This window comes from Kosakonia sp. YIM B13571 (assembly GCF_042788095.1).
In the GTDB taxonomy this organism is placed as follows: domain Bacteria; phylum Pseudomonadota; class Gammaproteobacteria; order Enterobacterales; family Enterobacteriaceae; genus Kosakonia; species Kosakonia quasisacchari.
This window is the reverse complement of sequence record NZ_JBHZPL010000021.1, coordinates 1-25,851: the sequence shown is the minus strand read 5'-3', so window position 1 is coordinate 25,851 and position 25,851 is coordinate 1. Positions and strand designations below refer to the sequence as shown.

At 54.1% G+C, this 25,851-nt stretch carries 20 protein-coding genes, 1 pseudogene and 1 riboswitch; of the genes and pseudogenes, 6 read left to right on the top strand and 15 right to left on the bottom strand.

Annotated elements, in window-relative coordinates; translation table 11 throughout:
• Positions 1–78: 78 nt before the first annotated feature.
• Positions 79–304, top strand: a riboswitch (Lysine riboswitch).
• Between the two features lie 93 nt (positions 305–397).
• Entirely contained in the window at positions 398–1,747 is a 1,350-nt protein-coding gene (lysC, locus tag ACFX4O_RS24150) for a lysine-sensitive aspartokinase 3 (protein ID WP_380211746.1), read from the top strand.
• A gap of 57 nt (positions 1,748–1,804) precedes the next feature.
• Here the strand turns inward: lysC and ACFX4O_RS24145 are convergent, their stop codons facing one another.
• Genes ACFX4O_RS24145 through ACFX4O_RS24135 form a run of 3 tightly spaced genes read right to left on the bottom strand, consistent with a single transcriptional unit; the run spans position 1,805 to position 4,963 of the window.
• Positions 1,805–2,590: a DNA polymerase beta superfamily protein gene (locus tag ACFX4O_RS24145; RefSeq protein WP_380211744.1), complete on the bottom strand. Its 786-nt coding sequence runs from the start codon at positions 2,588–2,590 to the stop codon at positions 1,805–1,807.
• 14 nt (positions 2,591–2,604) lie between these two features.
• Positions 2,605–3,831, bottom strand: a complete 1,227-nt coding sequence (locus ACFX4O_RS24140) for an RtcB family protein (RefSeq protein ID WP_380211748.1) — start codon at positions 3,829–3,831, stop codon at positions 2,605–2,607.
• A complete protein-coding gene (locus ACFX4O_RS24135) occupies positions 3,821–4,963 on the bottom strand; it encodes a slipin family protein (protein ID WP_380211742.1) in 1,143 nt (380 codons plus the stop codon). Before ACFX4O_RS24135 ends, ACFX4O_RS24140 begins: the two co-directional genes overlap by 11 nt.
• Before the next feature lie 471 nt (positions 4,964–5,434).
• Between ACFX4O_RS24135 and rtcR the strand changes: the two genes are divergently transcribed.
• On the top strand, positions 5,435–7,021 hold the full coding sequence (gene rtcR, locus ACFX4O_RS24130) for an RNA repair transcriptional activator RtcR (RefSeq protein WP_380211740.1): 1,587 nt from the start codon (positions 5,435–5,437) through the stop codon (positions 7,019–7,021).
• A 264-nt stretch (positions 7,022–7,285) separates the two neighbouring features.
• The gene (panS, locus tag ACFX4O_RS24125) at positions 7,286–8,227 is read left to right on the top strand and encodes a ketopantoate/pantoate/pantothenate transporter PanS (protein ID WP_380211738.1); all 942 of its coding nucleotides are present in this window, start codon (positions 7,286–7,288) and stop codon (positions 8,225–8,227) included.
• A 36-nt stretch (positions 8,228–8,263) separates the two neighbouring features.
• Here the strand turns inward: panS and ACFX4O_RS24120 are convergent, their stop codons facing one another.
• Positions 8,264–8,698 (bottom strand): type II toxin-antitoxin system HigA family antitoxin, encoded by a 435-nt coding sequence (locus ACFX4O_RS24120; protein WP_380211737.1) that lies wholly within the window; start codon positions 8,696–8,698, stop codon positions 8,264–8,266.
• Complete coding sequence (locus tag ACFX4O_RS24115; protein WP_380211736.1) at positions 8,695–9,006, bottom strand: type II toxin-antitoxin system HigB family toxin; 312 nt, start codon at positions 9,004–9,006, stop codon at positions 8,695–8,697. Before ACFX4O_RS24115 ends, ACFX4O_RS24120 begins: the two co-directional genes overlap by 4 nt.
• A 247-nt stretch (positions 9,007–9,253) precedes the next feature.
• Between ACFX4O_RS24115 and ACFX4O_RS24110 the strand changes: the two genes are divergently transcribed.
• Entirely contained in the window at positions 9,254–9,526 is a 273-nt protein-coding gene (locus tag ACFX4O_RS24110; RefSeq protein ID WP_131406965.1) for a DUF3811 domain-containing protein, read from the top strand.
• Here ACFX4O_RS24110 and rluF read toward each other — a convergent pair whose 3' ends face one another.
• From rluF to metH, 5 genes are all read right to left on the bottom strand, one after another.
• On the bottom strand, positions 9,527–10,390 hold the full coding sequence (gene rluF, locus ACFX4O_RS24105) for a 23S rRNA pseudouridine(2604) synthase RluF (RefSeq protein ID WP_380211734.1): 864 nt from the start codon (positions 10,388–10,390) through the stop codon (positions 9,527–9,529).
• 136 nt (positions 10,391–10,526) lie between these two features.
• The gene (locus ACFX4O_RS24100) at positions 10,527–12,158 is read right to left on the bottom strand and encodes a Na/Pi cotransporter family protein (RefSeq protein ID WP_131406961.1); all 1,632 of its coding nucleotides are present in this window, start codon (positions 12,156–12,158) and stop codon (positions 10,527–10,529) included.
• Between the two features lie 171 nt (positions 12,159–12,329).
• Positions 12,330–12,797: a hypothetical protein gene (locus tag ACFX4O_RS24095; RefSeq protein WP_380211732.1), complete on the bottom strand. Its 468-nt coding sequence runs from the start codon at positions 12,795–12,797 to the stop codon at positions 12,330–12,332.
• A complete protein-coding gene (locus tag ACFX4O_RS24090) occupies positions 12,781–13,590 on the bottom strand; it encodes a hypothetical protein (RefSeq protein ID WP_380211731.1) in 810 nt (269 codons plus the stop codon). Before ACFX4O_RS24090 ends, ACFX4O_RS24095 begins: the two co-directional genes overlap by 17 nt.
• Before the next feature lie 228 nt (positions 13,591–13,818).
• On the bottom strand, positions 13,819–17,505 hold the full coding sequence (metH, locus tag ACFX4O_RS24085; RefSeq protein WP_380211729.1) for a methionine synthase: 3,687 nt from the start codon (positions 17,503–17,505) through the stop codon (positions 13,819–13,821).
• A 497-nt stretch (positions 17,506–18,002) separates the two neighbouring features.
• On the opposite strand from metH, the gene iclR reads away from it, so the two are divergent.
• Together iclR and ACFX4O_RS24075 are read left to right on the top strand one after the other, a co-directional pair.
• Positions 18,003–18,827: a glyoxylate bypass operon transcriptional repressor IclR gene (gene iclR, locus ACFX4O_RS24080; RefSeq protein WP_017459404.1), complete on the top strand. Its 825-nt coding sequence runs from the start codon at positions 18,003–18,005 to the stop codon at positions 18,825–18,827.
• 58 nt (positions 18,828–18,885) lie between these two features.
• Positions 18,886–19,047: pseudogene (locus ACFX4O_RS24075) on the top strand (phosphatidate cytidylyltransferase); the annotation flags it as partial.
• Between the two features lies 1 nt (position 19,048).
• Here the strand turns inward: ACFX4O_RS24075 and aceK are convergent.
• The 5 genes from aceK to ACFX4O_RS24050 all read right to left on the bottom strand — a co-directional run bounded on the left by aceK (position 19,049) and on the right by ACFX4O_RS24050 (position 25,650).
• Positions 19,049–20,797 carry a bifunctional isocitrate dehydrogenase kinase/phosphatase gene (gene aceK, locus ACFX4O_RS24070; protein ID WP_380211726.1) on the bottom strand — a complete coding sequence of 583 codons (1,749 nt, stop codon included), beginning with the start codon at positions 20,795–20,797 and terminating at the stop codon, positions 19,049–19,051.
• 54 nt (positions 20,798–20,851) lie between these two features.
• Positions 20,852–22,156 (bottom strand): isocitrate lyase, encoded by a 1,305-nt coding sequence (gene aceA / locus ACFX4O_RS24065; protein WP_131407417.1) that lies wholly within the window; start codon positions 22,154–22,156, stop codon positions 20,852–20,854.
• 154 nt (positions 22,157–22,310) lie between these two features.
• Complete coding sequence (gene aceB, locus ACFX4O_RS24060; RefSeq protein ID WP_380211724.1) at positions 22,311–23,912, bottom strand: malate synthase A; 1,602 nt, start codon at positions 23,910–23,912, stop codon at positions 22,311–22,313.
• A 245-nt stretch (positions 23,913–24,157) separates the two neighbouring features.
• Complete coding sequence (gene metA / locus ACFX4O_RS24055) at positions 24,158–25,087, bottom strand: homoserine O-succinyltransferase (protein ID WP_131406950.1); 930 nt, start codon at positions 25,085–25,087, stop codon at positions 24,158–24,160.
• A 134-nt stretch (positions 25,088–25,221) separates the two neighbouring features.
• A complete protein-coding gene (locus ACFX4O_RS24050; RefSeq protein ID WP_380211721.1) occupies positions 25,222–25,650 on the bottom strand; it encodes a YjaA family stress response protein in 429 nt (142 codons plus the stop codon).
• Positions 25,651–25,851: the final 201 nt, after the last annotated feature.

The following is a 25,851-nucleotide window of genomic DNA, read 5'->3' as shown; positions in this document are numbered from 1 at the left end:
CCCGGGAGCTTACACCAGTAAGTGACCGGGGTAAGTGAAGGCAGCCAACGCCGCTGCGGCGTGAAAGGCGAAGGTAAAATAGCCAGAAGAGGCGCGTTACCCAGGCACACGGTGTTCGAAGCGCCAGGCTGATGAAAACACCTGAGGGGGAGTAACGCCGAGATAACAAAACGCCTGGCAGCGTGCGTTATCGGCTACAGGGGCTGAATCCCCTGGGTTGTCACCAGAAACGTTCGCAGTCGAATGTTTCATGTCCGCAGACGTTACGGAAAGTGGGCAGACAAGGTGGAGCACTTCTGGGGAAATCGTAGCTGTTTATCGCTCTGCGCCCACCCCGATTTTTCGCTCTTTCCTTGTGCCATGGCTGAATAGAGAATCCCCCTGACACGAGGTTGTTATGACTAGTTTCGTTGTCGCCAAATTTGGCGGCACCAGCGTTGCCGATTTTGATGCCATGAACCGCAGTGCGGACGTGGTGCTTTCCGATGCCAGCGTCCGTCTGGTGGTGCTTTCCGCTTCCGCAGGGGTAACCAATTTGCTGGTGGCGCTGGCTGAAGGGCTGCAAGCCAGCGAGCGTTTCGTCAAGCTCGACGCTATCCGCAAAATTCAGTTCGATATTCTGGAACGTCTGGCGAACCCGGCGGTTATCCGCGAAGAGATTGAGCGGTTACTGGACAATATCACCACGCTTGCCGAAGCCGCATCGCTGGCGACATCCACGGCGCTGACCGACGAATTAGTCAGCCACGGCGAGCTGATGTCAACGCTGCTGTTTGTGGAAGTGCTGCGCCAACGCAATGTCCAGGCGCAGTGGTTTGACGTGCGCAAAGTGATGCGCACCAGCGACCGTTTTGGCCGCGCTGAACCGGATGTCACCGCACTGGCGGAACTTGCCGGACAACAACTCGCGCCGCGCCTGAATGAAGGGTTAGTGATTACCCAAGGCTTTATCGGGAGTGAAGCCAAAGGCCGCACTACCACGCTTGGCCGCGGCGGCAGCGATTATACCGCCGCGCTGCTGGGCGAAGCGCTGCACGCCTCGCGTGTGGATATCTGGACCGATGTCCCGGGCATTTACACCACCGACCCGCGCGTGGTGCCCGCCGCGAAACGCATTGATGAGATAGCCTTTGAAGAAGCGGCAGAGATGGCGACATTCGGCGCGAAAGTGCTGCATCCCGCCACGCTGTTGCCTGCGGTACGCAGTGACATTCCGGTTTTTGTCGGTTCCAGCAAAGACCCGAAAGCCGGTGGCACACTGGTGTGCAACAACACCCGCAACCCGCCGCTGTTTCGCGCGCTGGCGCTGCGCCGCAAGCAGACACTGCTCACGCTGCACAGCCTGAACATGCTGCACTCACGCGGTTTTCTTGCGGAAGTGTTTGGCATCCTGGCGCGTCACAGTATCTCGGTTGATTTGATAACCACCTCAGAAGTGAGTGTGGCGTTGACGCTGGATACCACCGGTTCAACGTCGACCGGCGATACACTATTAACGCAGGCGCTGCTGACCGAGCTCTCTTCCCTGTGCCGGGTGGAAGTGGAAGAAGATTTAGCGCTGGTGGCGATTATCGGCAACGATCTGTCGAAAGCCTGCGGCGTCGGTAAAGAGGTATTTGGTGTGCTGGATCCGTTTAATATCCGCATGATTTGCTATGGCGCATCCAGCCATAATCTCTGCTTCCTGGTGCCGGGAAAAGAGGCCGAGCAGGTGGTGCAAAAACTGCATCACAACTTGTTTGAGTAATTCCTCTCCGTTTGCAGGTGAGAACAAAAGGCCCGGTGAATCACCGGGCCTTTTTTCTTATGCCATTACCGTCTGGAACAGCAACGCGTCAAGATCTCTCACCTTGCCGCTGCGGCTTTCCGGCAGTGCATCCGGCACTTCGCCACGCGCCAGCTCATCGCTGATAAATGCATGCAGCAGCGGGCGTCGCGCACCGTACTGAGCCTCACCTGCCCGCTGTTTTAACGCCAGCAGCTCATCGATTTCCGCGCGCAACGGCGCAGCAAGGTCGCACCCTGCCAATAGCGTGGCAAAACGCATTGGCGGCATCCCTTTGCCCGCTTCTATCCAGCGCACCGCCAGCAGCGGACGTAGCACATAAAAGTACTTTTTCAGCCGTACCTGTTCGCCCTGCAAATAGCCGCGAAAGTTCTTTTTCGCCATCGAATAATAGTGCCAGCGCGCTCTGACCGGCGAAAACCAGTGCGGCACCTGCACACGCAACGCGGCGAGCGTGGCGTCATCCTGCTGGTAAACGATCGGGGAATCTAACCATTCGATTAAGGCCGGGTTAGCGCTTTTCAGCAATCCCAACGCTTTGCGCCACTCCCACCCGCAAACGTCCAGCTCATCGTCTATTGGCAGTTCGATGACATCACGTTGCGGCTCGACGCGCAAATACCAGTCCGGTTGATGCACATACAAAAAGCGCACATCGTAATCGCTATCCGGTGAAGCGAAGCCCCAGCCGCGGCTGCCGGATTCGCAAGCGTAGAGCACTTTCACGCCGTAGGTTTTTTCCACATCGTGTAACACCTGCCGCACACGCCCGCGCATGGCGACATCCACACCTAAAGGTTCCATTATGACTATCCTTCTTATCCTTTCACACACACCACCTGCCGCAGGGTATGCACCACTTCTACCAGCGCGTTTTGGGCGGCCATCACCGCGTCGATATCTTTGTAAGCCATCGGGATCTCATCGATCACCTCGCTGTCTTTACGGCACTCCACATGCGCGGTAGCGCGTATTTGATCTTCTACGGTAAAGCGTTTTTTTGCCGCCGTACGGCTCATGGTGCGCCCTGCTCCGTGGCTGCATGAGCAGAAGCTCTCTTCATTTCCCAGCCCACGCACGATAAAACTTTTCGCGCCCATCGAGCCGGGAATAATCCCCATCTGCCCTTTTTGCGCCGACACCGCACCTTTACGCGTCACCAGCACCTCTTCACCAAAGTGCGTCTCTTTTTGCACATAGTTGTGGTGGCAATTCACCGCTTCCTGCTGGGTGATAAACGGTTTGATCACAATACGCGCCAGTGCCGCCAGTACGCGCGACATCATCACTTCACGGTTATGGCGGGCAAAATCCTGCGCCCATTCGACCGCTTCCAGATAGTCGTCGTAGTGCTTGCTGCCTTCCTGGAAATAGGCCAGGTTTCGGTCCGGCAAATTGGCGATATGCTGCTGCATATCCTGCTGCGCCAGGGTGATAAACACGTTACCGATGGCGTTACCCACGCCGCGCGAACCGCTGTGCAACATCACCCACACGCGCTGCTGCTCATCCAGACACACTTCAATAAAGTGATTGCCGGTTCCCAACGTTCCCAAATGTTGATGATTGTTGGTTTGCAACAAGCGCGGGTATTTATCCGTCAGGCGCTTAAAGCGCGGCGCAAGCAACGCCCAGTGGCTATCCACCTCTTGCGGCGGGTTTTCCCATGCGCCTTTATCACGTTTCGATCGGTTCACCGAACGTCCGTGCGGTACTGCCTGCTCAATGGCACTGCGCAACCCGCCGAGGTTATCTGGCAGATCCGCCGCCAGCAGCGAGGTGCGCACGGCAATCATGCCGCAGCCAATATCCACGCCCACCGCCGCCGGGATAATCGCCCCTTTGGTTGGGATCACGCTGCCAATGGTCGAGCCTTTCCCCAGATGCACATCTGGCATCACCGCCAGGTGCCTGAAGATAAACGGCATTTTTGCTGTGTTCAGCAACTGCTCACGCGCTTCGGGTTCGACCGGCACGCCGTGAGTCCACATTTTCACTGGCGCACTGTGCTCCTGTGCCAGCAGTTGATAGTCGTTATGCTGCATCATGACTTCCTTTGATGTTAACAAGGCCGTGCAGTACCTGGTCGAGGCCACCAAAGACCGAGATCTTATCGATGCGCTCCGCCACACGCTCCAGCGTTTCCAATTCTTTAAGGCGCAACGCCACCGGGTTGCTCTCCATCACTTTTGCCGTGTTCAACAACGAACGGGTCGCTGCGGTCTCTTCACGACGGCGGATAACATTGGCCTGCGCCGATTTTTCCGCTTCCACTAAGCGCGACAGAATGGTTTTCATCTCACCCGGCAGGATGATGTCTTTCACCCCTAACGACGCCACTTCAATACCAAACGCCGCCATGCGATTCGCCACCTGCGCACTCACTAACTCATCAATGACCTGTTTATCTTCCAGCAGCTCATCCAGCGTGCGCGTACCCACCGCTTCGCGCAGGGCAAACTGCAACTCGCGGTAGAGGTGATCCAGCGGTTTGCTCAGTTGGGCAAAAGCGCTTAATACATCGGTGTAACGCCAGTTCGCCGCCAGGTTCAGCCGCAAGGTGACTTTATCTTTGGTCAGGATCTCCTGGCCGCTCACTTCAAGGACTTGCAGGCGTAAGTCCACCACTTCGGCTTCCACCAGATGATTCACTTTCCAGTAGCCGCTCAACCCCGCCGGTAACAGCGCCTGCGTCACGCCGTCGACTTTTAAAACCCCCGCGTGCCAGGCCGGAACCTGCACCGCCAGAATCGCGTCGCGGCCTTTTACCGCCACGCCGCGTTTGGGTTGCGCCACGGCGTTAAGGATCTCCGTGGGAACACGCACGTCGCGAGTATCCATGCGTACCAGTTTCAGCGCGTCATCCGCTTGCCAGTACAGGCGGCGCATTGAAGGCGGCAGGATCTCCAGCAGCATGCCGTTGAGATAAAGCGCACCGGCTTCGTTATCTGACATATCGGCAGCCAGGCAGTAACGCTCCACCCACTGTGGCTGGAAGCGGCGCAAATATTCCGCCAGACCAGCGGCCACTTCACTGCCATCGGTATTGACCACCAGCACGTCGGGTTTGTTGAACCACGGCAGGCGGTGCTCACCGGTTTCCAGAACCTGGATGTAGTCACCCTCTTTTGCCAGTAAACCTAATTGACCTTTACGTATTGTGATTTTGTTGGTCATGACTTTCTCCTTAAATCGTTAGCCTTAACGACCGCGAATGCAGGGGCGAAGCCGCAGGGGAAACACCGTTTTGCCTGCCGCCCGGCGCCGTTACCAGCGGTCGCTGGGGGTAATCGTTAACAGCCCGATTACCGGGGTACTGCCTGTTTATCTCCATAGATAAGGTGGCGAATCCGGGATTCGAACCCGAAAAAGAACCGACTTTTCGCAAATGTCTTTCCGCTGACGGAACGCCCCCCGGAAAACGTCTCGTGCCGTTCCTGGTGCGCCGGCGGGGTGCGTAACCCCTGCTAACTCAGCGTGCTGACATAATACTTATTGCCAGAAGCGTGCCAGAATCATAAATATGCGAGTAAATTTTTTATTTATTTGAAAAATAACAATTTTATTTTTTCATCGCAATCAATGGCATTGCCGTGGGGGTTATTATTTTTTATCTTTATATATCGATTTTTATCTTATAGGATAAACATGAAGCGTCGAGTGGTGATCGGTGTACTGGGAACGGTGCTGGATAAACGTGGCAAACGGCAAAACCGGTTTCGCAAATGGCGGCCCACCGTAGGTTTGTGCCAGCAGCCGGATTTTGCTGTCGACAGGCTTGAATTGCTGCACCAGCCGCGCGATGAAGGGCTGGCGCAGCAGACGGCGGATGACATTGCGCTCGTTTCACCGCATACCGAGGTACGCAAACATGCGATGATGATTAAAGATCCGTGGGATTTTGAAGAGGTGTATGCCGCGTTTCTCGATTTCGCCACCCATTATCCGTTTGATACAGAAAATGAAGAGTACCTGGTGCATATCACCACCGGGACGCACGTCGCGCAGATCTGCTGGTTCCTGCTGACCGAAGCGCGTTATCTGCCCGCCAGTCTGTTGCAGACCGGCCCGGCGGCGAAAGGCGCTTCTGACGAGGCGATAGCCGCTGGCGTCTGTTCAGTTATCGATCTCGATTTAAGCCGTTACGCCACGTTGACCAGCCGTTTTCAGCGCGAACAACAGCAGTCGGTGTCGTTTCTGAAATCCGGTATTGATACGCGTAATGCCACCTTTAACCGCTTAATCGAGCAAATCGAACGCGTATCGCTGCGTTCAACAGCGCCCATTCTGCTGACCGGGCCAACCGGTGCGGGGAAATCGTTTCTGGCAAAACGCATCTTTCAGTTACGCCAATCCCGCCACCTGGTGCAGGGGCGTCTGGTGGCGGTGAACTGCGCCACGCTGCGCGGCGATAATGCCATGTCGACACTGTTCGGCCATGTGAAAGGCGCTTTTACCGGCGCACAACAGGCGCGCACCGGCCTGCTGCGAGAAGCCGATGGCGGGGTGTTGTTCCTGGATGAGATTGCCGAGTTGGGGCTGGATGAGCAGGCGATGCTGCTGAAGGCAATTGAAGAGAAGACTTTTTTCCCCTTTGGCTCCGATAAAGAAGTGCACAGTGATTTTCAACTGATTGCGGGTACGCACCGGAATATGCAGCAGTGGGTGGATGAAGGACGCTTCAGGGAAGATCTCTTTGCGCGTATCAATATGTGGACGTTCGCGCTACCGGGTCTGGCGGAGCGACGGGAAGATATCGCCCCGAATATTGAGTACGAACTCCAGCGTTTTTCACAGCAGCAGCAGACGCAAATCCGCTTTGATAAGAGCGCTCGCGAGCGCTATCTGGCCTTCGCTTGTTCTCCTCACGCAGCGTGGCGCGGCAATTTTCGCGAATTGAGCACGTCAATCGCGCGGATGGCAACGCTGGCGGAACAGGGGCGGATTAACGACGCGTTAGTTGAAGAAGAAGTGCAGCGTTTAGCGCATCACTGGCGCGGGGCGTCAGCATTGCAAGACCTGCCCGTGGATATCAGCACGCTGGATTTGTTCGATCAACGCCAGTTGGAAACGGTGATTGCTGTCTGCAGACGCAGCCAGACGCTTTCGGAAGCGGGGCGCGAATTGTTCGCCATTTCCCGACAGAGAAAGGCCAATCCGAATGATGCGGATCGCCTGCGCAAATACCTGGCTCGCTTCGGGTTGAGCTGGGAAAGCGTACGCAGCGCAACATAAAAGATCTTCATCATAATTTGTTTGAATAATATTCCTTAGCACGATAAACAATATCAATGGTCGGGCTCGATCCCCTCCTTAAATACCCTCAGCCATTCGAGTTGCAGGAGAAGTTGTGAACAGCGCTTGCGCTGGCTCTGAAGGGGTGAGGCTGTCTGGTTAAATCCGCCTATTTGCTCGGATAAACGGCGCAGCCCGCCCAACTGTAACCTGCAGAATGAAGGGTAATAAAAACACAACACAACAATCGCAAGGAATCCCCACATGCTCGCAACTTTCACGCGGCTGTTCCCGTTATGGGCGCTGCTGCTCTCGGTACTCGCGTATTATTTCCCGCCAACGTTTATCGCCATTGGCCCGTGGGTGACCACGCTGTTGATGCTGATTATGTTTGGCATGGGCGTGCACCTAAAAATTGATGACTTCAAACGCGTCCTGTCGCGCCCGGCTCCGGTTGCCGCCGGCATTTTCCTGCACTATCTGGTGATGCCGCTGGCGGCATGGCTACTGGCGTTGATTTTTAAGATGCCGCCGGATCTCTCTGCTGGCATGGTGCTGGTGGGAAGTGTAGCCAGCGGAACGGCATCAAACGTGATGATTTATCTGGCAAAAGGCGATGTCGCACTGTCCGTCACCATCTCCTCGGTTTCGACGCTGGTGGGCGTTGTCGCCACGCCGCTGCTGACGCGTCTGTATGTCGATGCGCATATTCAGGTAGATGTAATGGGCATGCTGTTGAGCATCCTGCAAATAGTGGTGATCCCGATTGCGTTAGGGCTAATAGTGCATCACCTGTTCCCGCGCGTGGTTAACGCGCTGGAGCCATATTTGCCGGCATTTTCCATGGTCTGCATCCTGGCAATCATTAGCGCGGTCGTCGCGGGTTCTGCGAACTATATCGCTTCTGTTGGCCTGGTAGTGATTATCGCGGTGATCCTGCATAACAGCATTGGTTTGCTCGGCGGTTACTGGGGTGGTCGACTGTTCGGCTTTGATGAATCGACCTGCCGGACGCTGGCCATTGAGGTGGGTATGCAGAACTCCGGCCTTGCTGCGGCATTAGGCAAAATCTACTTCTCGCCGCTCGCCGCGCTGCCTGGTGCGCTGTTCTCCGTATGGCACAACCTTTCCGGTTCACTGCTGGCGGGCTACTGGTCGGGCAAACCGGTCGACGGGAGCAAAACGCAAGCGGTGAAAGAGGGTTAACCTTGCAAGAAATGGCTGTCATCGCAGCCATTTCACTCAACCCGCGATGTGATGGACTGGATCAATAAACACGTCGGTCGATACATTAAAGCGTTTCGCCAGCGCCCTGATATGGTCGACAGTCAGGTTGCGCTCGCCATTAAGGATGCGGCTTACCAGGGAACGCTGGCCGATTTCATCACGAAACGAGGACTGATTTAACCCGTGCTGATCCATCAAAACACGTAAGGCGGCAACGCCGCGTGGCAGTGCAGCGATACGCGCGTTAAACGCCGCCAGTTCCGGGTCGTTATTTTCATAGTGCTCTATCTTTGCGGTAAGCAGCGCGACCAGTGAGCTTTCCGGCGCATGTGTGAGCAACCGTTCAATCATCTCCAGCGCCTGCTCATAATCCTCTTTGCCGGGGTGATTTCCCAAAAAAGGCACCAGTTTCACCAGCTCGTCAGCGGCCTTGATCGCATCCTCAATCATTCTTTGGTCTCCCGGTAATGTCTTATCAACTTGTCGTATTCGGCATGGGTCACAATATGTTTGACAAATATCTTTGCTGATTCAAAATCTGCGAAAAATAGCACTCGCAAATGGTTGCCACCGACATTGATGACCCACCATTTATCCCTGTATTTCATCTTATCCAGGCTTGGGAACTCTTCTCGCAACTCGTCTGGATTCTTGTAAACAGTGTTTTTCAGGATTTTGTAAACCGCGTCCAGCGCCAGCGTATGGTTTGGAAAATCTTTAGCCGCGTTATCGAACGGCCTCCTTGATATAACGTGCATCGCTCCCTCACACGTTCCATTATGGAAACATCATAACTGCTGTTGGTAATGTTGACAAGATGGAAACATTCGTCGTTTTTACCGACTTAAACCTCTTACCGTAAGTGCATCACCCTACAGGGCAGTACCGAAAAGTCTCCCGCCAAAAAAAAAATCTGCGAAGCACCTTCCGGGGTTTATGCATCACCACGCAGACATCCCCCCTTACATCGCGTAGACTCGATGCACTTCCCAAGGAGAACGCTTTATGGCCCTGACCAGACTGACGCAAAAAGAGATGACGGAGAGTGAACAGCGGGAGTTGAAAACGCTGCTGGATCGCGCCCGTATCGCGCATGGACGCCCGCTCAGCAACGCTGAAGCTAATCATGTGAAGAAGGAGTACATCGATAAACTGATGGCGCAGCGCGAAGCCACAGCGAAGAAAGCCCGCCAGATGAAGAAGCAGCAGGCTTATAAACCGGATGAGAACGCCACGTTTTCCTGGTCAGCTACCACCTCAACGCGCGGCAGGCGCTAGTTAGCGCCCTTTCTTTTTCCTGCCCGGCTGGGTAAATCGTTTCCCCGCCGAGTTTGCCCGGCTTTTCTCTTCGGGCTTCGCCACTTTTGCTGCGGGCTTTTTCGCCGCCTGCGGTTTCGCTTTTGCTTTCGGCTTCGCTTCCGACGATGAGTTCTCAATCAGCTTAAACAGCGCGATCAGCTCGTCATCCGTCAGATCACGCCACTCCCCTGGCGGCAAGCCAGTGAGACTGACGTTCATAATGCGCGTACGCTCAAGTTTGGTGACTTCATAACCAAAGTGTTCGCACATGCGGCGAATTTGGCGGTTCAGCCCCTGAACGAGCGTGATGCGAAAGGTAAACGGCGCTTCTTTTTTTACCTTGCACTTTTTGGTTTTGGTGCCGAGGATTGGCACGCCCGCGCTCATACCCTGCACGAATTCGTCGGTGACGGGCTTATTGACGGTCACCAGATACTCTTTCTCGTGATCGTTACCAGCACGCAGGATTTTATTGACTAAATCGCCGTGGTTAGTGAGAAAAATCAGCCCCTGTGAATCTTTGTCCAGACGGCCAATGGGGAAGATACGGCTGCTGTGATTAACGAAATCAACGATATTGTCTTTTTCGCCATCTTCAGTGGTACTGACAATGCCAACGGGTTTATTCAACGCGATAAACACCAAATCTTCGTCGTCTCTCGGCTCGATAAGTTGACCGTTCACTTTCACAACGTCTCCGGCAACCACCTGATCGCCGATCCCGGCGCGCTTGCCGTTGATAAAGACATTGCCTTGCTCAATGTAACGGTCGGCCTCACGGCGTGAGCAAATCCCGCTTTCGCTGATGTATTTGTTTAAACGTGTTGATTGGGTTGGCAGCATAAATTCTCCTGTAAAAGCGGAATATAACTGGCTTCGCCGGGAGATAAAACCGGATTTTAGCCATGCCAAATCGAATTTGTGCGTTTACGCAGTAAAGGCGGGATTTTAGCTACCGTGCCCGCAGGCACGGTACGGGTTAAGCATCGTCGCGCTCGTCGTCTTCATCCGGCTGTTCCAGCACGCTGTAAGCCACCGAGCAGAACAAGGAGTTAAGACGCTTCATGTCACCCAGCAAACCGAGGTGCAGGGAGCTGGTTTCAATGCTTTGCACGTTTTGTTGATGCAGGCGGTCAACGTGCGCATGAGAATAACGGCGGTTCATAATGCGGAAGCGGTGCTTGCTGCGGCGTAAACGCCGGGCGCTGGTAATGTCGCTGGAGAAAAATACCGACATCGCCAGCTTAAGATTGCCCACCAGCCGTTCATGAAGAGCATCGAGTTCTTGCAGGCCTTCAACAGAGAAAGCGCGCCGTGCCGCCAGAGATTTGTCGGCAATTTCGCTCCCCATGCGCTCGACAATATCGGAAGCCTGCTCAAGGTTCAGCGACATCTCGATAATTTCCGCCCAGCGTTTCGACTCCTCTTCCGCCAGCTCATCTTTCGGCATACGCGCCAGATAGAGCTTAATCGCCGTGTACAGCACATTGATGTCCTCGGCTTGTTTGCGCAGTTCTTTCTCCTGACGGGGCTGGCCGTGCATCACTTTATGCAGCCCTTCAAGCATCAGCTCCATCGCATCGCCCATGCGCAAAGTTTCCCGCGCGGCATTGGCCAACGCCAGCGTTGGCGTATCCAGCGCGGAACTGTCGAGATGCTTTGGCTTCAGGCGCGTATCCAGCTCTGGTTCTTCACGAATGATCCGCTTGCAAAACTTCGCCATTGGCCCGGCAAACGGCACCATCGCCAGGCAACGGATCAGGTTGTAAAACACATGGAAATAGATAACCAGTTCCGCTTCCGGCAAGGGAAGTTTCTGCATTGATGTGGCAAGCACATGCACAAACGGCAGAATGATCAGGCTGCCCACCAGCTTGAACAGCAAACTGCCAAGCGCCACGCGCCGGGCGGCAGCATTAGCGGCACTGTTATTGAGCATCGCCAGCAGGCCGGAACCGAGGTTGGCACCAATCACCAGACACAGCGCAACCGGGAAAGAGATAATCCCTGCCGTAACCAGCGTCGCCGTCAGCAGCACCGCCGCCAGACTGGAGTAACTGATAATGGCGAACACCGCGCCAATCAGCGCATCAAGCATAATATCGCCGGTCAGCGAGGCGAAAATCACCTGCACACCATTGGCCTGAGTGATCGGCGTAACCGCCTGCACAATCAACTCCAGCGCCAGAAGAATCAACCCAAGACCGATGCTGACACGCCCAAGCTGGCCTTCGCGCGTTTGTTTACGCCCGAGGAAGAAAATGACGCCAAGAAAAATCAGCAGCGGCGATAGCCAGGAAAGATCGAACGTCAGAATGCGCGCCATCAGCGCTGTCCCAACATCTGCGCCCAGCACAATCACCAACGCAGGAGTGAGCGCCACTAAATCCTGGGCGACAAACGAGGCCACCAGCATGGTGGTGGCGTTACTGCTCTGCACCAGCGCAGTAACGCCGATACCCGCGCAGAAGGCGAGCGGTTTCCTTTCGACGCTACGGCTAAGAACGGTACGTAAACGTGCGCCAAAAACACGCATCACACCCGTACGCACAATATGTGTGCCCCACACCAGCAGAGCCACGGCAGAAAGCAGATGAAGCAAAGTCAGCACAGAATCAGGTTCTCCTTATCGTTATGCATTGCTCGTTACCGGAAAGATAACGTCAACATTATGAAGTAAGTATAAGGCGTCAATGCGAAGAAAAGCGCAGGGTGCTGGTTAAGCCCCCTGAGAGTTGTAAAGAAAAATGACAGTTATGTGACAGAAGCGAGGGTTTATCGGTTAGCGAGAGACGACAGGTGCCGTTTGCGGATTGCCCTGGCGTTTAGCCCACACGACCGACGCAATTTTAAGTGCTTCCGAGACGATAAACAGTAAAACGGCCCCCCACGCAACGGTAAAACCGGCAAAATGCATAAACAATGGAATCAGCGCCACTGAGCATTTTAACGACAGCACGCGGGCTATTTCCTGCACGATAAAGAAAATAGTATGGATGTCTTTTTTTACGAAAAAAGACCAGGCAGAAAAAACCAGCGAGATAATCAGCGCGATATTAATAAAGAACATCGCCTGGATAATTACGCCCATCAATCCACTCACACCGAGTTGTGAGTAATTGGTATAAAAACCGCTAATATCGGAATAAAAAGGAACGTTACCGCCTTGCAGCGAAAAAAACAAATAACTGGCCAGTGCCAGCACATCCATAATACCCCAAAAAGCAAATATCTTATTTCTTAAATTCATAATCCTCATCCCTTACGCCTGGAATCCATTGCCATGATTTCCCCGATTGCGTCCAGGCATCATCACCCTCAAGGTATTTCTGATAAACGGTACGCTTTTCACCATAACGCCGGATCACCGAGCGATTATAGAGGATTTCTCGGGTATCAGACGAGACGCTTTCCGGTATTGGTGTCCATAGCTGAATTTTGTCTCGCGAGGTGTTCATATAATCTTTACCTTCGGAGCCAAATACGCGCCCTTGATCGCCCATACTTGTCGCCCGGTTGAGCATCATTACCGCGGTATTTTTGACGCCGTGAAAATCTGTTTCGCTGGTTTTCCAGTAGCCTGGACCAAACTCTGGCGTCACCGGCACAAAGGTGCTTCGGGTCGGGGCAGGTCGACCATGCATCGCCACACTGTCTTTAAAACCGTTCAAAATGGTTCTGATAAACACCGCGTTAAACGACAAGCATTGCACGCAAAACAGTTCGGCGTTTTCCGCGATAAAGAACGGGTAATAGAAGCGGTTACGCGTACTGACGTTCGGGCGAACGACCACCACTACGCCTTTATCCACCAGGCTATCAATATATTTTTCTTTTTGATGACCTAGCGGATCATGCGGTAAGCCATATTTAAAACCGTGATGCCGCTTAATCGTGTAACCATCGATGCTGCCTAGAATATTATTCGGGCTATTCTCGATGAAATATTCTTTTTTAATAATATTTTTCGCGATATCTGGGGCCAGGATATTCTCGTAACCCTTCGGCAATAGATTTCTTTTTCTTATATCATAAATATCCATTTTATAATACCTAAGTTAAATTTATGACAATTAAATGAACCGCAAAAGAGTAAGCAATCTCGCCGTGTAGTCCGTCTCCATCATACGCATGAAGAGGAAGATGGGTCTAAGAAAATATCCACTTTTAAGAATGTTCTGAGTTTCAATCTGTATTATGTTTGCTTCACGATAGTTTCGTGAAAATGAAATGGCGAAAAAATAGGGCATTTAAAAAATGCCCTACTGGTATCAATCTGCGTCGTAACCTAAATTAGACGCCAGCCAGCGCTCAACTTCCGCCACCGACATGCCTTTACGCCGCGCGTAATCTTCCACCTGGTCACGCTGAATCTGCGCTACCGCGAAGTATTTACTGTCCGGGTGGCTGAAATACCAGCCGGAAACCGATGCTCCTGGCCACATCGCGTAGGATTCGGTCAGTTTCATCCCGGTATGTTTTTCAACGTCCAGCAACTGCCAGATGGTGCCTTTTTCCGTGTGTTCCGGGCAAGCCGGGTAGCCCGGCGCCGGGCGAATGCCTTGATAATTCTCTCGGATCAACTCGTCGTTGCTGAGGTTTTCGTTCGGTGCATAGCCCCAGTAGACTTTGCGCACCCGCTCATGCAGGTATTCGGCAAAAGCTTCAGCCAGGCGGTCGGCCACCGCTTTAACCATGATTTTATTGTAATCATCGTGCGCGGCGTCGTACGCCTCAGCTAACGCATCCTCTTCAAGCCCACCGGTCACCGCGAAGGCGCCAATGTAGTCCGCTTTACCGCTCTGTTTGGGTGCCACGAAATCCGCCAGGCAGTAGTTGGCAAAACCGACTTTCTCCGTTTGCTGGCGCAGATGGCAACCCATCGCCAGCACCTGCGTACGGGTTTCGTCGCGGTAGATTTCCACATCGTCGCCAACACGGTTCGCCGGGAAAAGCCCGACCACGCCGCGCGGATTGAGCAGCTTTTCCGCGCTCAGTTTATCAAGCATCTCGTTAGCATCGGCAAACAAGCGTTTCGCCTCTTCACCGACAACCTCATCTTCGAGGATGCGCGGATATTTTCCGGCCAGCGACCAGGTCATAAAGAATGGCGTCCAGTCGATGTAGGTACGCAGCGTCTCGATACTGGCTATGACTTCCTGCACACCCAGGCGGTGCGCGGCTGGCGGAGTATAACGTTCCCAGTCAAACGCGAGATCGTTTTCTCGCGCCGCTTGCAACGTCACTGGCGGCGTACGCGGTTTTTTACGTGCATGCTGGATACGCACGGTTTCATACTCTTTGCGAGTGCGCGCCACAAACTCATCGTGCTGCGTATCCGAAAGCAGAGCTGACACCACGCCCACGGTACGCGAGGCGTTTTGCACATACACCGTCGGCCCGCTGTAGTTCTGCTCGATTTTCACCGCCGTGTGCGCTTTCGACGTTGTCGCACCGCCAATCAGCAGCGGAATGGTGAAACCCTGGCGTTCCATCTCTTTCGCCACGTTGACCATTTCGTCGAGCGACGGCGTAATCAACCCGGAAAGACCAATCAAGTCAGCATTCACTTCGCGCGCGGTTTTCAGGATCTTATCGGCGGGCACCATCACGCCGAGGTCGATAATTTCGTAGTTGTTACATTGCAGTACCACGCCCACGATGTTTTTGCCGATGTCGTGGACATCGCCTTTCACGGTGGCGATCACCATTTTGCCGTTGCTGCTGCCCTTCTCTTTGCTGGCTTCGATATACGGTTCCAGATAGGCCACGGCTTGTTTCATCACGCGGGCGGATTTCACCACCTGCGGCAAGAACATTTTGCCCTCGCCGAACAGATCGCCCACCACGTTCATGCCGTCCATCAGCGGCCCTTCGATCACTTCGATCGGGCGGGCGGCCTGCTGACGCGCCTCTTCGGTATCGAGTTCAATAAACTCGGTGATGCCTTTTACCAGCGAATATTCGAGACGTTTTTTCACATCCCAACTGCGCCACTCCGCCTGCTGCGCGTTTGCCCCTTCATCGGCGGCTTTGCTGCCGCGATATTTTTCCGCCAGATCCAGCATGCGCTCGGTCGCATCATCGCGGCGGTTAAGGATCACGTCTTCAACGCCGTCGCGCAGCTCGGCAGGCAAATCATCGTAAATCGCCAGTTGCCCGGCATTGACGATGCCCATGTCCATGCCGTTACGAATGGCGTAATAAAGGAACACGGCGTGGATCGCTTCACGTACCGGGTCGTTGCCGCGAAACGAGAACGAGACGTTGGAAACACCGCCGGAGATCAGCGCATGCGGCAGCTCGCGTTTGATATCTTCACACGCACCAATAAAGTCCTGCGCATAGTTGTTGTGTTCTTCAATACCGGTTGCCACGGCGAAGATGTTCGGATCGAAGATAATGTCTTCCGGCGGAAAACCCACCTCTTCGGTGAGAATTTTATAGGCGCGACGGCAGATTTCGATTTTCCGCGCGCGCGTATCCGCCTGGCCGGTTTCGTCAAAGGCCATCACCACTACGGCTGCGCCATAGCGCCGCACCAGCTTCGCGTGGTGAATAAACGGCTCAACGCCCTCTTTCATCGAAATGGAATTAACGATGCCTTTGCCCTGGATACATTTCAGCCCTTTTTCGATCACCTCCCACTTTGAGGAGTCGATCATGATAGGCACGCGGGCAATATCCGGCTCACCGGCAATCAGGTTGAGGAAACGCACCATCGCCGCTTCAGCATCGAGCATCCCTTCATCCATGTTGATGTCGATAATCTGCGCGCCGCTTTCAACCTGCTGGCGCGCCACATCCAGCGCTTCGGCGTACTTCTCTTCTTTAATCAGGCGTTTAAATTTGGCGGAACCGGTGACGTTGGTACGCTCGCCAACGTTCACAAACAGGCTGTCGTCACCAATATTGAGCGGCTCCAGACCCGCAAGGCGGCAAGCAACGGGCACATCCGGCAACTGGCGCGGCGGCAAGCCTTCGACTGCACGGCTCATGGCGGCGATATGCTCTGGAGTAGTACCGCAGCAACCGCCAACGATATTCAGAAAACCCGCCTGCGCCCACTCGTGGATTTGCGCCGCCATGGTGTCGGCATCAAGATCATATTCACCAAAGGCGTTGGGCAAGCCGGCGTTCGGGTGCGCAGTGACATAACATTCGGCGATACGGGAAAGTTCCTGCACATACTGGCGCAGTTCATCCGGCCCCAGCGCGCAGTTCAGGCCGAAGGTGAGCGCATCGGCGTGGCGCAGGGAGTTATAAAACGCTTCGGTGGTTTGCCCGGAGAGCGTACGCCCGGAGGCGTCAGTAATGGTGCCGGAAATCATGATCGGCAAATCCACGCCCAGCGCGTCAAACTCCGCTTTCACCGCAAAAATTGCCGCTTTGGCGTTAAGCGTATCGAACACGGTTTCAATCAGGATCAGGTCTGATCCCCCTTCCACCAGCGCTTTGGTGGATTCACGATAAGCGCTAACCAACTGATCGAAGGAGATATTGCGAAATGCCGGGTCATTAACGTCCGGTGAGATTGAGGCAGTGCGGTTAGTCGGGCCAAGCACCCCAGCGACATAACGCGGTTTGTCCGGCGTTTGCGCCGTCCATTTGTCGGCGCTGGCACGCGCCAGTTTGGCAGCGGCAAAGTTGATTTCCGCCGACAGGGATTCCATCTGGTAATCCGCCATGGCGATAGTCGTTGAGTTAAAGGTATTGGTTTCGATGATATCCGCGCCCGCTGCAAAATAGGCGTCATGGATCGCACTTATCACCTCCGGCTTGCTGAGCACCAGCAAATCGTTGTTTCCTTTAAGGTCGCTGGGCCAGTCGGCGAAACGCTTACCGCGAAAATCCTGCTCACTCAGACGATAGCTCTGGATCATGGTGCCCATGCCCCCATCCAGAACCAGAATTCTTTTGCTTAATTGCTGCTTCAGTTGCTCAACTTTGCTGCTCACACGTGCTCCCGACAATGCTCAACCAGGCCAAAAGGCCAGCAGGACATACTGGCATAAAGTGGCAGAGCGGAAAAGCGACGCGGGGTGAACATGAGAGATGCTCACGTAACGCCCGTAAGCCTGATTGCTGCGCCAACCCGTTACCCTTTCAATACGATAACGTTTCCAGTTTTCAGGCTACGTTGCCGATGGCAAGAAACGGCAAAAATTGGCGGCGCTAACGGCGCTCAATATTCAGGGAATGGCGACGTTGCCTGCCGAGCGACGATCGTCAATATGATGAGATGTTTTCAGCGCAACCACTGAGCCAGGTAAGACGAACCATTGCGCTTTGTGCTCAACGTATTCAGCCGGCAAAACACGTGCGTCAATAAAGACACGGTATCCGGCATTTTCGTTCTGTTTTGCGCGAACTCATCCGATCAGTCTGCCAGGGAGTTGCGTTATACTCAGTTAAAACGAAAACGATTTCCACGATACAGAAAAAGGAGCCCGTCATGGCCACTTCCGTTCCCGCTAAACGAGGCAGAAAAGCCACAGCCCCGGCCGCTCCGGCGGGTGGGCAAGTCCAGTCATTGACCCGCGGCCTGAAACTGCTGGAATGGATTGCCGAGTCTCATGGCAGCGTCGCCCTCACCGAGCTAGCGCAACAGGCCGGTTTACCGAACTCAACCACCCATCGCTTACTCACGACCATGCAGCAGCTAGGGTTTGTTCGCCAGGTGGGCGAGCTGGGCCACTGGTCGGTAGGCGCACATGCGTTTATCGTCGGCAGCAGTTTCCTGCAAAGCCGTAATCTGATGGCGATTGTTCACCCAATCTTGCGCAACTTAATGGAAGCCTCCGGCGAAACCGTGAATCTCGCGGTGCTGGATAAGAGCGATCACCAGGCGATAATTATCGATCAGGTGCAGTGTACACAGTTGATGCGGATGTCAGCGCCGATTGGTGGCAAATTACCGATGCATGCTTCCGGCGCGGGAAAAGCGTTTTTGTCCCGCCTGAGCGATGAGCAGGTTGGCAGCTTGCTGCACCGCCAGGGGTTGCATGCGTACACCCATGCTACGCTGGTATCGCCGGTACACCTGAAAGAAGATCTCGCCCAGAGCCGCAAACGCGGTTACTCCTTTGACGATGAAGAACATGCGCTGGGCTTGCGCTGCGTAGCGGCATGTATTTTTGACGAACACGGCGAACCTTTCGCCGCAATTTCCATCTCCGGGCCTATCTCACGCATCACCGATGATCGCGTGACCGAACTGGGCGCGATGGTTATCCGTGGCGCTAAAGAAGTGACGTTGGCGTACGGGGGAATGCGTTAACGTCCAAAAGGTTACAGCGTTTTTATTCGCCTCATGAAACCAGGGGCGCTCACAATCGGGTTTTACTGGTGGTTTGTGCAGGTCGATGACTAATGCGCGAACGCGGCGTGAAGGATTTCGGCGCAATGCTCGAAGGGCACGGCGGCATGATGGACAGGATTGATTCTCTCTGTTTTGCCGCCCCGATCTTCTTCCCTTGGTGAGAGATTACTTCACCTGATCTACCCCGCCTGCCGCAGCGCGCCTGCGCCAAAGCGTACGCTGAAACGCTGGCGTTTGCGGTAGGCATAAACATCTTCGACATGCCCTTCGCGGATGCGCGCCTGCAACCCTCGCCAGTAGTCGGCACGCAGCAGATCGGCATGCATCTCTTCGAACAGCGGGCCGATTTCCGGGTCGGCGCACAGCCAGTGGCGAAACTCCTGCGGGAAAACATCGCCTGGCGACACGCTGTACCACGGTTCGGCGCTCAGCTCATCTTCCGGGTAACGCGGCGCGGGAATATCGCGGAAATTCACTTCAGTCATATAACAAATTTCGTCGTAGTCATAGAACACCACACGGCCGTGGCGCGTGACACCGAAGTTCTTAAACAACATGTCGCCCGGGAAAATATTGGCGGCGGCAAGCTGGCGAATGGCGTTGCCATACTCTTCTACCGCGTCGCGCAGTTGCTGACCTTTAACCTGCTCAAACCATATATTGAGCGGCACCATACGGCGCTCAATATAGAGATGGCTAATGGCGATGCGATCGCCGAGATCGGTGATTTTGCCTGGCGCTTGTTCCAGCAAAAGCGCCATGAGCGCCGGGGCAATCTGTCGTTTTTCCAGCACAAAGTTTTCAAACTCTTGTGTGTCGGCCATACGCCCCACACGGTCATGCTCTTTGACCAGTTGATAGCAGGCACGAACGTGCGCGGCGCTCATCTCTTTTTGCGGGGGAAAGACATCTTTTATTACCTTAAATACCCGGTCAAAACCAGGCAGCGTGAACACCAGCATCACCATGCCGCGAATGCCTGGCGCTTCAATAAACTGCTCGTCGCTGGCGTTGATGTAATTTAAATATTCGCGGTAACTTTCCGTTTTGCCGTGTTTCTGGCAACCAATCGCCATATACAGTTCAGCAGTGGTTTTACCGGGCAGGATCTCACGCAGCCACTCGACTGTGGCGGCAGGCAGCGGGGCGTAAACCATAAAATAGGAGCGGGCAAAACCAAACACAATGCTGGCTTCCGCCGATGTGGTAAGACAGGTATCGACAAACAACTCGCCTTCATCGCTGCGGTGGAGCGGCAATAAGAACGGCAGCGTGGCCGACGGGGTAATAAGTTTGCCAACCAGCCAGGCGGCTTTGTTGCGGTAAAACAGTTCGTTCGCTACCTGCAAGTGAGACTGGGCAAGGGTTTCGCTGCCAAACGCCTCCTGCAAATGCGCGCTGATATAACGTACATCGCGCGCTTTATCCTGCCACGGCAGACGCAGCGGCAAATCTGACAGCACTTTGATCAGCAGCGCTTCCCAGCCGCGTTCCGGCCAGAACGCTTTGGCTAACGGGCGCGGGATAGTGCGAAAACGGCGTTCCGGCTGTGAGCTAAAGATAAACAGCCGTTCTGGCGTGAGAGAACGGTGATCAAACAGCCGACAATAGACTGAATTAAAGAAGCTTTCAGCAATTTCGAAGCGGGGATAATCAGGCAGCAGTTGCGTGTAGTGCTCTTTGACGCGCAGCAAAAACTCGGCATCCGGGCTTTGGCTGTCGGTGATGCAACGCAGTTGCTCGACGACCAGGCCAACATGGTGATCATAAAGATGAATGCGTTGCTTCATCGCCTGCTGAACGGCGTGCCAGTCGGCTTGTTCAAAGCGCTGTTGCGCGCCGGACGTCACTTCCAGAAAACGACCATACTGGGCATCAAAGCCTTGCAGGATGGTTTGGGCAATCAGCAGTTCCAGGCCACGCGACATCGTATTCCCCAGGCATAAGCCCGGTAGGCAAATCGCTACCGGGCAGGTTGACGATTAGAACTGTGCTTCTTCCGTTGAACCCGTCAACGCGGTTACCGACGAGGCACCACCCTGAATGATGGTGGTAACTTTGTCGAAATAACCGGTGCCCACTTCCTGCTGGTGCGAAACGAAGGTGTAGCCCTCTTTGCCCGCGGCGAACTCTGGCTGCTGCACTTTCTCGACGTAGTGTCTCATCCCTTCACCCTGCGCGTACGCATGGGCTAAATCGAACATGTTGAACCACATGCTATGGATGCCCGCGAGGGTGATGAACTGGAACTTATACCCCATATCTGACAGCTCCTGCTGGAAGCGGGAAATGGTGTTGTCATCAAGGTTCTTTTTCCAGTTAAACGACGGCGAACAGTTGTAAGCCAGCAGCTTGCCAGGATATTTCGCGTGGATCGCATCGGCAAAGCGGCGCGCCAAGTTCAGGTCTGGCGTTGAAGTTTCACACCACACCAGATCGGCATACGGCGCGTAAGCCAGACCGCGGCTGATCGCCTGCTCAATGCCCGCATGGGTGCGGTAAAACCCTTCGCTGGTGCGCTCACCGGTGATAAACGCGCTGTCATAAGGGTCGCAATCTGAGGTAATCAGATCGGCGGCATCGGCATCGGTGCGCGCCACCAACAGCGTGGGAACGCCAAGCACATCTGCCGCCAGACGCGCCGCCACCAGTTTCTGCACCGCTTCTTGCGTAGGCACTAACACTTTGCCGCCCATATGGCCGCATTTTTTCACCGAGGCGAGCTGATCTTCGAAGTGCACTGCCGCCGCACCGGCTTCAATCATCGATTTCATCAACTCAAACGCGTTCAGCACGCCGCCAAAACCCGCTTCGGCATCTGCGACGATCGGCAGGAAATAGTCGACAAAGCGCGGGTCACCCGGCTCAATACCGGAAGACCACTGAATTTGATCGGCGCGGCGGAACGTATTATTGATGCGCTCGACCACCGACGGCACCGAGTTTGCCGGATAGAGCGACTGGTCAGGGTACATGCTGGCGGCGAGGTTGGCATCCGCCGCCACCTGCCAGCCGGAGAGATACACGGCTTCGATTCCCGCTTTCGCCTGCTGCAACGCCTGCCCACCGGTCAGCGCACCGAGACTATTGATGTACCCTTTTTTCGATTCGCCATGCAGCAAGCGCCACATTTTCGCCGCGCCCAGTTGCGCCAGCGTACATTCCGGGTTGACCGAGCCGCGTAACTTCACCACGTCTTCCGCACTATAAGGGCGTCGAATGCCTTCCCAGCGCGGTTGCGTCCACTCTTTTTGTAATTCTTCGATTTGTTGGGTACGGGTTTTCATATGCAGATGCTCCATATTCTTCTCCTGGCTTCCCAGGCGTTTTTGGTGAAGGCAATTTGGTCACGACCCGCGCGCAAAAACCGAAACGTACGTGTTGTACGTGAGGACTTTGAGCACGTCGGGGCCAAAATGGCGGACAAAATAGCCCGGACGATTACGCCAGCAGGCGGTAACCAGGCAGCGTCAAGAAGTCGATCAACTCATCAGAGGTGGTGATCTGTTCCATCAAGCGCGCGGCATCGTCAAAACGCCCGCTGCTAAAACGGTGCTCACCCAACTCTTCTTGAATAACCCTCATCTCTTCGGCCAGCATCTGACGGAACAGCGCTTTGGTGACCGGCTTGCCGTTGCTCAACGTTTTCTCGTGATGGATCCATTGCCAGATCGAGGTACGGGAAATTTCCGCCGTAGCGGCATCTTCCATCAGCCCGTAAATCGGCACGCAGCCATTGCCGGAGATCCACGCTTCGATGTACTGCACCGCAACGCGGATATTGGCGCGCATGCCCTCTTCGGTGCGCTCACCTTCACAAGGTGCCAGCAGATCTTCTGCAGTGATCGGCGCATCGTCCTCACGGCTGACAAAAAGTTGATTTTTACGTTCACCAAGCGCCGCATTGAACACCTCCATCACCGTGTCCCCAAGCCCAGGATGCGCAATCCAGGTGCCATCGTGACCGTTATTCGCTTCGAGCTGTTTATCGGCTTTCACTTTGTTCAGCACCCAGTTGTTACGCTCAGTGTCTTTGCTGGGGATAAACGCCGCCATACCGCCCATCGCAAATGCGCCACGACGATGGCAGGTTTTGATCAGCAGGCGCGAATAAGCACTGAGGAACGGTTTATCCATCGTCACCACCTGGCGGTCAGGTAGCACGCGATCCGGGTAGTTTTTCAGCGTCTTGATGTAGCTGAAGATGTAATCCCAGCGTCCGCAGTTCAGGCCAACAATGTGGTCGCGCAGCGCGTGCAGGATCTCATCCATCTGGAATACCGCAGGCAAGGTTTCAATCAGCAGCGTGGCTTTGATCGTGCCGCGCGGCAGATTGAAACGATCCTCGGTAAAGCTGAAGACCTCGCTCCACCATGCAGCTTCTTGCCATGACTGCGTTTTCGGCAGGTAGAAATAGGGACCGCTACCTTTGGCGAGCAGACTTTTGTGGTTGTGGAAGAAATAGAGTGCAAAATCGAACAGGCTGCCCGGAATGGCGTCTTCGCGCCAGGTGACGTGTTTTTCCGGCAGGTGCAAACCACGCACACGGCAAACCAGCACCGCCGGGTTTGGCTTCAGCTGATAGATTTTGCCCGCTTCATTGGTGTAGCTGATAGTGCCGTTGACGGCATCGCGCAGGTTGATCTGCCCATCGATCACTTTGTCCCAGTTGGGTGCCAGCGAATCTTCAAAATCTGCCATGAAGACTTTCACATTGGCATTCAACGCGTTGATCACCATTTTGCGCTCAACCGGTCCGGTAATTTCAACGCGGCGGTCTAACAGATCGTCGGGAATTCCACGGATCGTCCAGTTACCCTCACGAATGGAAGCTGTTTCCGAAATAAAGTCAGGCAACGTACCGGCATCGATTTGTTGCTGCTGATGCACGCGCGCGGCAAGCAGTTGATTGCGCTTTGGCGTAAAGCGGGTGACCAGCTCGCTCAGGAATTCCACGGCAGCCGGAGTGAGAATCTGCTTCTCTTGCTCACCGCGCGGTCGCGTAAAGGCCAATTCATCGGTTGTTGTCGCCTGTTGTGTCATGGTGCGGTTCCTCTTTTTGCAGCAAAGACATTTCTCAATGCCAACGAAGATCGGGTGTGCAGTTTTCGTTCAGCAGGATCAATCCTGGCTAATAATTTTTCCAAAATCAAAAACAATTTCCATTTTTAAATTAAAATGAAAATAACTGATTGATAAAAAAGAGGTTATAGTTTAATTACGTTGAGAAGTGGTTTTCGCAAATAAAAAAGGCACCCGAAGGTGCCTGTAATAAGGGGCTGAAACGCTTAATCCAGCGTGGGATTCATATGGCGCAGATCGTATGGTGTGATCTGGTAGACGTAGTAGTTGAGCCAGTTGATGAACAACAAATTGCCGTGGCTGCGCCAGGATGCACGCGGTTTATTCTGCGGATCGTCTTGCGGGAAGTAGTTGTGCGGCAGCTCCGGACTTAGCCCGGCATCCACATCGCGGAAAAACTCATCGGCCAATGTGTTGGCATCGTATTCCGGATGGCCGGTAACAAAGGCGATACGTTTGTCTTTGCTGGCAAACAGGTAGGCGTCTCCCTCTTCCGTCTGGGCGAGGATCTCTAAATCGGTGTAGTCGCGGATCAATGCAGCCGGGAAATCGGCGTAACGCGAGTGCGGTGCCAGAAAAACATCATCAAAACCACGCGTCAGTAACGCGTGAGGATGAAGGATATGGTGTTCGTATACGCCGGAGAGTTTTTCAGTGCGGGTCTGTTTGGGGATACCGTAAAGGATGTTTAGCGCGGCTTGTACCGCCCAACAGACAAACAGGGTTGAGGTGACATGATCTTTTGCCCACTCCAGAACCTGCTCGATTTGCGGCCAATAAGCTACGTCGTTAAATTCAACTAAGCCTAATGGCGCACCGGTGACAATCAGGCCATCGTAGTTTTCATCACGGATCTCATCGAAGTTACAGTAAAAGGTGTTGAGGTGTTCGGCCGGTGTGTTGCGTGATTCGCGAGAATCTATACGCAACAGGCGCACATCAACTTGTAGCGGTGAGTTCGACAACAGGCGCAGGAACTGGTTTTCCGTCTCAATCTTCTTTGGCATCAGATTGAGGATCAGCACCTTCAGCGGGCGGATTTCCTGCACTGTTGCGCGGGATGTTGTCATCACAAAGACATTCTCATCACGCAAGAAATTGACGGCTGGCAGCTCGTCCTGCACCCGAATCGGCATATCTTATATCCTCACTGCATACGTTTAAACGTTTAGACATCCAGACAGCCGAAGATACCCAGAAATCGGCAAAATGTCGAGCCCGCAAGTGAAAGGTGAGAAAGTTTCACGTCGCGGCCTGTGTAGCATTGATATTAGCTAATGATTTTCGGTTTGTTATCGCGCTGAGAGGGAGGCATTTTCGATTGGCTCAGTGCCGCCAACACTTGCTGATCGCTAAGCGGTGTCTGGCTTGCAACCACCTGCGGGTAACGGCATCTGCCTTGCGAAGCGCCAAAAGTCATTTCAAGGATGGCGCGTTCTTCGATGGGTGATAAGCCGCCTTCATTCATCTCCATCGCATGCGCGAGGATCGCTAAACGCCCCATGCCCGGAAGCGCGTACCAGAATGAGCGCGGTGCAACTTGCAGAATCAAACCTTGTAATAGCTTTTCTGCCGGGAAGAAGTCGGCGATAAGTATCCGCTGATTGCTGAAGGTTTGACTACCCGAAACCTGCTGCTGAGTTTGGAGGTTACGCACAACCATCCGATTTTTATAAAGCTGGGCGTACAGAACGATCATAGCGATGTCCTTTAGCGATAAATGGAGCTAAAACAATAGCAAAAAAGCCCCATGCTTTCGCAGGAGGCTTTCTGTCCGGCAAATCAAAGTTAAAAACCGGTACGGCGGACGGGATTTGTCGCAGCGCAAAAAGGCCATCCGTCAGGATGGCCTCTTCACTTAATTGATGCCTGGCAGTTCCCTACTCTCGCATGGGGAGAC